This is a genomic window from Micromonospora sp. 4G55 (genome assembly GCF_016803375.1).
Genome location: NZ_JAEVHN010000213.1, coordinates 1 through 9,394, shown reverse-complemented (window position 1 = coordinate 9,394; position 9,394 = coordinate 1). Strand labels below are relative to the sequence as shown.

General features: G+C 71.7%; 5 protein-coding genes and 2 pseudogenes. 2 read left to right on the top strand and 5 right to left on the bottom strand.

Annotated features, from left to right (window positions below; genetic code table 11):
- Nucleotides 1-110 precede the first annotated feature (110 nt).
- The 4 genes and pseudogenes from JNW89_RS18300 to JNW89_RS18285 all read right to left on the bottom strand — a co-directional run.
- Nucleotides 111-788 (bottom strand): annotated as a pseudogene (locus JNW89_RS18300) (AAA family ATPase); the annotation flags it as partial.
- Nucleotides 788-2,224, bottom strand: a complete 1,437-nt coding sequence (locus JNW89_RS18295; RefSeq protein ID WP_238449843.1) for a transposase — start codon at nt 2,222-2,224, stop codon at nt 788-790. The gene JNW89_RS18295 and the pseudogene JNW89_RS18300, both read right to left, overlap by 1 nt.
- Nucleotides 2,225-2,353: 129 nt before the next feature.
- Nucleotides 2,354-3,496, bottom strand: a complete 1,143-nt coding sequence (locus tag JNW89_RS18290) for an exonuclease SbcCD subunit D (protein ID WP_238449842.1) — start codon at nt 3,494-3,496, stop codon at nt 2,354-2,356.
- 13 nt (nt 3,497-3,509) lie between these two features.
- A pseudogene (locus JNW89_RS18285) lies at nt 3,510-5,257 on the bottom strand (ATP-binding protein).
- A gap of 228 nt (nt 5,258-5,485) precedes the next feature.
- Here JNW89_RS18285 and JNW89_RS18280 point away from each other — a divergent pair.
- A complete protein-coding gene (locus JNW89_RS18280) occupies nt 5,486-7,114 on the top strand; it encodes a triacylglycerol lipase (RefSeq protein ID WP_238449841.1) in 1,629 nt (542 codons plus the stop codon).
- Here JNW89_RS18280 and JNW89_RS18275 read toward each other — a convergent pair.
- Nucleotides 7,044-7,529, bottom strand: a complete 486-nt coding sequence (locus tag JNW89_RS18275) for a hypothetical protein (RefSeq protein ID WP_238449840.1) — start codon at nt 7,527-7,529, stop codon at nt 7,044-7,046. The genes JNW89_RS18280 and JNW89_RS18275 overlap by 71 nt on opposite strands.
- Nucleotides 7,530-7,814: 285 nt before the next feature.
- Here JNW89_RS18275 and JNW89_RS18270 point away from each other — a divergent pair, with 285 nt between their 5' ends.
- Entirely contained in the window at nt 7,815-9,356 is a 1,542-nt protein-coding gene (locus tag JNW89_RS18270) for a M4 family metallopeptidase (protein WP_238449839.1), read from the top strand.
- Nucleotides 9,357-9,394: the final 38 nt, after the last annotated feature.

Below are 9,394 nucleotides of genomic sequence, written 5' to 3'. Positions count from 1 at the left end.
AGACGTACGTAGCGACACGATGATGTCAGACGTACGTAGCTGTACATCGATCGATGCTCAGACGTACGTAGCTGTACATCGATCGATGCTCAGACGTACGTAAGCTGTACATCGATCGCCGCGTCGTCGACGTCGGTCAGCCCGGCGAGCACCTTGTCCACCGCGGCCAACCCCGCCTCGGCCTGGCCGGCCCGTTCGGTGGCGCGCTTCTGCACCTCCTCGTAGACGCCGAGGCCGAGCAGGTTGACCAGGATCTGCTGGCGGGTGGCCGGCTTGGCGTGCAGGAAGTCGGCGAACTGCCCCTGCGGCAGCAGCACGCAGGAGGTGAACTGCTCGTACGGCAGCCCGACCGCCTCCAGCACCGCCTGCTCCATCTCGGCCGGCGTCCCGGCCACCACCTCGCCCAGGTCCTCCGGGCTCAGCCCGGTGTCCAGCTTGGTGACGTCGAAGCCGGCCGGCATGAGCTGCAACCCGGCGTTGGCCGTCTTGACGTTGCCCCGGCCGTCCCGGCGGACCACCCGGGTGGCCACGTAGCGGGAACCGGCGGACTCGAAGACCAGCCGGACCCGCGCCTCGGTGGCCGACGGCGCGAGCGCGTTCGCCAGCCCTCGCGTGCCGCCCCAGCGGGGCACCGTGCCGTAGAGGGCGAAGCAGATCGCGTCCAGCACCGTCGACTTGCCCGAGCCGGTCGGGCCGACCAGCGCGAAGAAGTCGGCGTCGGTGAAGTCGACGGTGGTCTCGTCCCGGAAGACGGTGAAGCCCGCCATGTCCAGCCGCATCGGACGCATCAGCGGTCGACCTGCTTCCTACTGTTGCTCGTTGCTGAGCGGTTCGGATGGTTCGCTCTCCGCCCGGCAGTGGCCGGGCTGGAGTCCTGGACCGGCAGTCTGGTCCGGTGGCGATCGGTCCGGTCCTGCAGGATCTGCTTCACCCTGTGATGTGGGGTGTACAGGGCGATGTCGGGGTCGCCTACCCTGTGCAGGATGTTGATCGCGGCGTTCACGTCGGCCTGCCACACCACCCTGCACCAGGTGCAGTGAAACCGATCCCCGCTGCGTCGACCGAGCCGGCCGCAGCGGTGACAGGTTTGTGAGGTGTAGGCGGCGTTGACGTGTACGAGCGCAGAACCTCTGCGCTCCGACACGTTCGTCAGTGCCTCGTCGGTGACACCTTTGGTCCACGCGGCGAGGCGCCGGTTGACGTTCCTGCCAAGCGCCCTACGACCGGCGAAGCGCTTGGTGAGGTTTTCGGCGACGAGGGTGGCGGCCTTGTCGACGACCCGGTGCACGGCGGTGAAGATTTCCGTGCGCACTCGGGCGCGGTGGCGAGCGGCCTGCCGGTCCCGTTGGACGGTCCCGAGGTTGTTGGACCTGATCCGGTGCGCTTTCGCCTGGTCACCGCGCAAGGCGGCCTTTGTCGCGATCGAGCGCAGCTTTGCCCGACGGCGGTTACGTTCCTTCAACCGGTCCGACTCACTGGAAAGCAACTCACCGAGACTCCTGCCGTGGTGGTCACCGTCGGAGTCGGTCAAGGCCTCGGTGTAGCCCTTGTCGACGCCGATTGTCCGTCCGCCGCACGGCCGTTGCGACGACCTCAACTGCGACGCGTCGGTTTGGTAGTGGACCTCCACCTGGCCGCGGCGCAGGATCAGCCGCAGTGTGCCAGTCGGAGCGACGATCGTGGACAGCGGGATCCTGACCATTCTACGACGTTGCAGGCCGGGAATCGCGAGCCACAACTGGCCACGGGCGTCAGCAACGGTGTTGTACTGGTCGGCGCGCACCACAATCTGATCGTGGGTGCGGTTGCGGCCGTGTTTCCAATGCTTGCGTACCTGCCGAGCCAGGAAGGGGTCACTGACCCAGTCGCCAGTTCTGAGCGCCTTCAGCATCCGCTTGCGCTCGGTCGGATCGGTCGTGCGCCGGCCAACCGCCCGGCGAATCTGCACCGTGGCCGCCGCCAGGTTCGCTGCGATGTCCGCCATGGCGTCGCGGACCGTTTCCTTCCACGCATTCGCCAACACACCGAACCGCTCGTGAGTGCCGTCGGCCAACCATTGATCCCGCACCCGCCGGTCTGTCAACCCCGACCCGACCCCGGCGACGGACCCGTAACGCTGCCACACCTCGCTGCGAACCCGACCCAACCGGCGAGCCTGCTCCACCAGCTCGGCATACTTACCTGCGTTGAGGGCCGTCGAGTACGCGATCCGGGTGACTTTCACCGTTCGCCCCTGGGGATCAAAAGTGCCCCTTTCAAGTTGCCCTTGCCTCGCGTTGCAAACCGCGCGCACCCCAAGAGGTGTATGCAGGATCGCCGGCAGGTTTTCGTAGCAGGGAAAGCCGACAACGAGTTACACCTCCTCGAAGAGCTCGTCGAAGAGCTCCCGCACGCCGTCGTCGTCGTGGCCCCGGCTGTCCAGGTAGTCGGCGAACAGCTCCCGCGGGGAGCGGCCGGCCCGCTGGGCGACCCGGGTGCCGCTGCCCGGGGCCGGGACCAGCTCCGGGTCGATCCGGATCTCCAGCGCCCGGGGGAGCAGCTCCTGCACCTCCTCGCGGAGGCCGGCCCGCGGCTGCTCGCGGACGAACACCCGCAGCCAGCCCTCGGGCGGGGTCAGCTCGGCCAGTTGGGCGAGGGTGCCCCGCACCGTGCGCAGCGGCACCGCGGCCGGCACCGGCACCTCGCGGACCTGCGCGGCGGTCGTCGCGGTGACCTCCACCAGCGTCACCGAGGCGACGTTCTCCTGCTCGCCGAAGTCGACCGCCAGCGGACTGCCGCTGTAGCGGATCGGGCAGGGCCCGATCACCCGCTGCGAGCGATGCAGGTGGCCCAGCGCCACGTAGTGGGCGTTGCCCGGGAAGACCGTCGCCGGCACGGCGTAGCCGAGCACGGTGTGCGCGTCCCGCTCGCCGCCGCCGGTGGTCGCGCCGACCACGGTGACGTGGGCGGTGACCAGGTGCACCCGGTCGGGCTCGGTGAAGCCCTCGGTGAGCCGGTCGAGGACCCGGCCCAGGTGGTCGGCGTACGTCTGGGTGGCCTCGGCGGCGGTCAGCTCGTACATCTCCACGGCGCGGACGGCGTACCGCTGGGAGAGGAAGGGCAGCGCGGCGAGCTGCCAGCGCTCGCCGTCGCGGGTGACCCCGTCGATGACGTGCTCGGCCGGGTTCTCCCGGACGCTGCCGCGCAGCGTGATGCCGGCCGCGTCGGCCCACGGCCGCAGCGCGTCCAGGGCCTGGCCGTTGTCGTGGTTGCCGCCGATCGCCACCACGTCGGCCCCGGTGCGGCGCAGCGCGGTCAGCGCCCGGGTGACCAGCCGGGTCGCCTCCGGGCTGGGCGCGGCGGTGTCGTAGAGGTCGCCCGCGACGACGACCAGGTCGGGACGCTCGGCGGCGGCGATCTCGATGACCCCCGCCAGCACCTGCTTGTGCTCGTCGGCGCGGGACTGCCCCTTGAGCACCTTGCCGACGTGCCAGTCCGAGGTGTGCAGGATCTTCATGGGTGCGCGCTCCCTAGAACGGGATGTCGTCGTCGCCGGCGCCCGAGCCGACCACCGCGAACGGGTCGGCCGACTGGGTGATCGAGCGCAGCGTCTGCGAGGGGGGCTTCCCCGCCTCGGAGACCCGGGTCGCCCAGGCGGGGAAGGGGAACTCCAGGCAGAGCGGGACCGGGATGTCGGGCTGGTTGACGAACATGGTGCCCGGCTTGGCCAGCAGCGCCCGCTGGCGCTGGGCCGGCGGGAGGAAGCCGTACTCGGGGCGGGACGCCTCGGCCGGGTCGAGCCGGCCGACCACCCGGATCGCCGAGTTGGTGACGATCCGCCGCTCCACCTCGCTCGCCGTCTGCTGCGCGCCGATCAGGATCACCCCGAGCGAGCGGCCCCGCTCGGCGATGTCGAGCAGCACCTCCTTGATCGGGGAGGAGCCCTCGCGCGGGGCGTACTTGTTGAGCTCGTCGAGGACGACGAAGAGCAGCGGCTTGGCGGTGCCGGACTTCTCCTTGCGCTCGAACTCGCTCTTGAGCGTCACGCCGACCACGAAGCGCTGCGCGCGGTCCGGCAGGTTGTGCAGGTCGACCACGGTGACCTGGGCGCTCTCGGCGGTGTTGATGCTGTGCGGCCGGCGGGTGGCCAGGTCGCCGCGGATCAGCCGGCCCAGGTCCTTCTTGCTGCCGATCAGCCGGCGGGCGAAGGCGTTGACCGTGCCGAGGCCGACCGCGCTGCCCGCCCAGTCGCTGCGGGTCTCGTCGTCGTTGAGCTGCTCGACGATGTGGTCGACCAGGTCGGCGTACGAGCCCAGCCGGACCCCGTCGACGCTCACCCCGCCGTCGGCGGGCTGGGCGTACCGGGCCAGGTGGGCGGCGACCGAGTGGACCACCATCGTGTACTGCTGGCGCTCGTCGTCGGCGTCGGCGAAGACGTACGGCAGGAGGCGGTCGGCGCAGAACTCGCTCAGCGTCCAGTAGAAGCTGTCCACGCCGGTGAGCCGGCTGCTCACGTCCGGGGTGCCGGAGGCGTCGCCGACCCGGGGCGGGGCGTAGACCCGCACGTCGGGGAAGGCGCCGGCGTCCAGCCCGAGCTTCGCGTACGCGGCCCGGGTCGGGTCGTCGAGCCGGGCGTTGGGGTGGTCGAGGAAGAGCAGGTCCTCGCCCTTGACGTTGAAGATCAGCGCCTTGGCGTTGACCGCGTCGCCGCCGAGCACCCCGGAGCGGAAGACCGAGTAGAGCAGGAAGGTGGCGAAGCTGGTCTTGGTGGCCACTCCCGAGATGCCGGAGATGGAGACGTGCGCGCCCCGGCTGCCGTCGAGGAAGTCGGCGTTGAGGTAGACCGGGACGCCGTCGCGGCCCATGCCCATCGGGATGCGCCGCTCCATCCGGTCGAAGTGCAGCGCCCGCGCCCGGGCGTCGCCCTCGGCCCGGTGGACCGCCGCGCCCGGCGCGGGCGGCACGTAGAACTCCGGGTCACCCGGGTCGTGGTGATCTCGGCGGCCTCCTGCACCTGGGCGGGGAGGGTGCCGTCGGCGATGGCGAACACGTCCGAGTCGAACTGGGCGCCCTCGTGCCGGGCCCGGACCTGGGTGACCACCCCGGCGATGGTGACCGGCTCCCGGTCGGGCAGCTCACGCCGGGTGACGACCACGTCGTCGAGTTGGAGGTAGCTGTCGGGGGAGACGGCGGTCCAGAACTGCAGCGGGGTGGCGTCGGCGGTGCCGAGCACCCGGCCGACCGGCCGGCCCGGGCCGTCGAGCAGGTCGTCGGTCATCTCAGGACTCCGGTCAGCTGCTCGTCTCGGTCAGGGCGCACGCCCTGCATCCTGCCCGAGGAGTACGACACGTTGCCACGCGACGCGGCGGACGCCACGCGCTGTCGTCGCGGGCCGTCGCGCTGCGGGACGGCGCGGCCACCCTGCGTTCCTCTCGTCCGTGCGATTCCCCCACCGAGGGGCGTGATCCGCGAGAGCATCGGGAGGGCCGGGAGAGCGAGGAGTGCCGTGGGAACGAGAGGCCGACTGGCCGGGCTGCTCGGCCTCGCCGCGCTGCCCCCGGTGCTGGAGGAGGCGCTGCTGGTCGGCGTCGGCCTGCACGCCGCTCGGGGCCTGGCCCCGCAGGCAACCGCCGTGTGGCCGTACGACTCGTACCACGACCTGCGCTGGCTGCTGGTGTACCACAACTCCTGGGGGATGTTCCTGCTCGGCCTGCTGCTGCTGACCGTGCTCCGGGGCGTGCTCTCCGCCGGGCTGACCGCGCTGGCCTGGCCGGCCGGGGTGCCGCGGCCGTCCTGGGGCTGGCTGATCCGGCGCAACCTGGAGGTCGCGGTGCTCGCGGCGGCGGTCATCTCGCCGTGGGCCGCGCTCTCCGTCGCCTTCTCGGCGGTGGCGCTGTCGTGGTACCTGTTCGCCTCCCTCGGTCCGATGCTGCTGCTCGCCCCCTTCCTGGTCCGGGCCGGGGTGGTGAGCCGGTGGTGGAAGGGGCTGCCGACGATCGAGCTGTTCGGCTGGGCGTCGCTGAACTTCGTGGTGCTGACCCTGGCCGGCGCGGTGATCTCCAGCACCCCCGGGTGGTGGACGGTGCTGGTGGCCGGTCTGGCCGGCGTCGCGAACGGGCTGCTCTGGCAGCGCACCGTGGCCGCCGCGACGGCACCGGTCCGGCACTGGGCGCGGGTGCCGGTCGCCCCGATCGCGATCGCGTTCGCCCTGGCCGGCTCAATCTGGGCCCAGGCGTTCATCGGGTTCGCGGGAGGTGGCGGGCAGGGGCAGTGGCGGCCACCGGTGCTCAGCGAGCGGTTGCCCGACCGGGTGCCGCACGCGGTGATCGTCCTGGGCGGGCACAACTCGAGCTGGGACGGGACCCCTGCCGCCGACCCGCGGGTCGAGCGCTTCTCCTACCGTGGCCTGGACGCGCAGGGCCAGCCCCTGCCGTACCCGGCCGAGGCGACCCACCGGTCCCTGGATTCCAGCAGCGCCCTGCTCGCCGACCAGGTCGAGTCGGTGCACCGGCGTACCGGACGCCCGGTGGCGCTGGTGGGGCAGAGCGAGGGTTCCATGGTCGCCCGCACCTACCTGGAGCGGCTGCCCCGCGGCCCGGTGACCACGGTGGTGATGTTCAGTCCGCTGGTCCAGGCCGGCCGGACCTACTACCCGCCGCCCGGATACGAAGGCTGGGGGGTGGCGGCCGGTTGGGAGCTGCGGATCATGTTCTGGCTGTCGAACCTGCCACTGGCGGTGAAGGACGAGCCGGACAGTTCGTTCGTGCGGTCGGTGCTGAGCAACGCGCCGTTCTACCGCAACCGCACCCTCTGCCCGGTACCCGGGGTCCGGATGATCGCCTTCCTGCCGACGATCAGCGCCGCGGAGGCGCCGCCGGGGGAGTACAGCCGTGTCCCGGTCTATCAGCAGCCCGCGCTGCACGGCGGCCTGGTGGGCGAGCGGGCGGTGGAGGACCGGGTGGTCGCCTTCCTGGCGGGGGAGCCGGTGGAGATGCCCCGGCGGGAGTACGGCCTGCTGCAGCGGCTGGGCGCCGCCTGGCAGGCCCCGCCGCTGGCCCTGATGCTCAATCCGATCTGGTCGGCGACCAGGGAGGGGGATCCGGCGATGACGGGCCGGATCTGCGAGGCCCGCTGAACCCACCCGTGGCCCGGCCGATGCGACGATGTCGCAGCAACAGTCGCAGCACCGCGGCGTCGAGCCCCACCACCAGCAGCGCGGGGACCGGCGCGTACGGAAACAGCAGCAGGTCGACAGCGGCGCTCAGGGTGGCGCAGCCGAGGGCGACCGACGTCGTGCCCCGGCGTCCGGTGGTCGCCGCCAGGCCGGCGAGCGTGACCACCGCGCCGATCGCGACGTGCAGCCAGGCCCAGCCGGTGATGTCGACGAGGTACATGCCCTGGCCGGTCTGTACGACGAACGGGTCGACGGTCGTGTCGGCCCACCCGGACAGCATGTCCACCAGGCCGCTGGTGGTCAGCAGAGTGCCGGCCAGCAGCGGTGGACCGGGTCGCTGCGCCCCGGCGGCGTCGACCGGCTGAGGAAACCCCATCTGCCCAGGTTAGGACCTGCGCGTGCGGCGCGGGCCGGAGCCGACGACGCCGGGAGCGACGGGCGGAACGCGAAAAGTTCTGGAAAAAACCTCGGCCGGAAGTCGTGACAGAGAAGGGCCGCCTGGGTTCAGAATAGCCACAGCATTCATCGAGGATCTTCCGTTCTTCGATGGCTGTCGCCATGGCCGTACCCTGCGGTCTTCCATGGCCGGCCCGGGTCGAACCCCCGCCCGGGTCCCGTCAGCCGGACACCCCCTCCGGCTGTCCCTGTGGAGGCAGAACGTATGCGTCGAACCACCCTGCTGAGCGGCCTCGCCACGGCCGCTCTCCTGGCCACCGCCGCCACGGTGCCGACCGCCGCCGCGGCGGCGCCCGGCGTCTCCGGTGACGCGTTCACCCGGGCGGTCGCCCAGCTCAAGGCGCACTCCGGCGCCGGGCTCGCGGCGGATGGCCAGAGCTTCACCCTGCGTCAGGTCGCCACCGACGCGGACGGCACCGAGCACGTCCGGCTCAACCGCTACTCCGACGGACTGCCGGTGCTCGGCGGTGACGTCGTGGTGCACCTCGGCAAGGGCAACGCCTGGCGGGGCGCCAGCCAGAGCCTGACCGCCGCCCCGCGGCGCGCCCCGAAGGCGAAGCTGAGCACGGCCGCCGCGGGCCGGGTGGCGCTCGCCGCGTCCACCGCCACCGGTCGCACCGTCTCCGGCGCCCAGCTGGTGCACGACGCCGACCAGGCCGGCACCACCCTGGCGTACGAGGTGGTGGTCGGCGGCACCTATGCCGACGGCACCCCGAGCGAGCTGCACGTGCTGGTCGACGCCGCCACCGGCGCGGTCCGCGACTCGTGGGAGGGCGTGCAGCGCGAGGGCACCGGCAACACCTTCCACTCCGGCTCGGTGACCGTGGGCAGCACGGCCGCCGGCGGTACCTGGCAGCTCGCCGACGCCACCCGGGGCAACCACCGGACCTACGACCTCAACGGGGGGACCAGCGGCACCGGCACCCTGGTGACCAACGCCGGCAACGTCTTCGGCGACGGCACCCTGGCCAACCGGCAGACGGCCGCCGCGGACGCGGCGTACGGCGCGCAGAAGACCTGGGACTACTACAAGAGCACCCACGGCCGCAACGGCATCCGCAACGACGGGGTCGGCGCGTACAGCCGGGTGCACTACAGCAGCAACTACGCCAACGCCTTCTGGAGCGACTCCTGCTTCTGCATGACGTACGGCGACGGCGGCTCCGGCTGGTACCCGCTGACCTCGCTGGACGTGGCCGGGCACGAGATGACCCACGGCATCACCAGCAACACGGCCGGCCTGCGCTACAGCGGCGAGTCCGGCGGCCTGAACGAGGCCACCAGCGACATCTTCGGCACCCTGGTCGAGTTCTCCGCCGCCAACAGCAAGGACCCGGGCGACTACCTGATCGGTGAGAAGCTGCGTAGCAGCGGCGTCCCGCTGCGCTACATGGACAAGCCCTCCAAGGACGGCTCGTCCGCCGACTGTTGGTCGAGCAGCGTCGGCCGGCTGGACGTGCACCACTCCTCCGGGGTGGCGAACCACTTCTTCTACCTGCTCGCGGTCGGCAGCGGCTCCTCGTCGTACGGCAACAGCCCGACCTGCAACGGCAGCACCGTGGCCGGCATTGGCAACGCCAAGGCCGGCGCCATCTGGTACCGCGCGCTGACCACCTACATGACCTCGCGGACCAACTACGCCGGGGCGCGCACCGCCACCCTGTCGGCCGCCGGGGACCTGTACGGCGCGGGCAGCGTCGAGTACAACACGGTCGCCGCCGCCTGGTCGGCCGTGAGCGTCAACTGACCGCCTGAGCCTCCGGCGGGCGGCTTCCTCCGGCCACC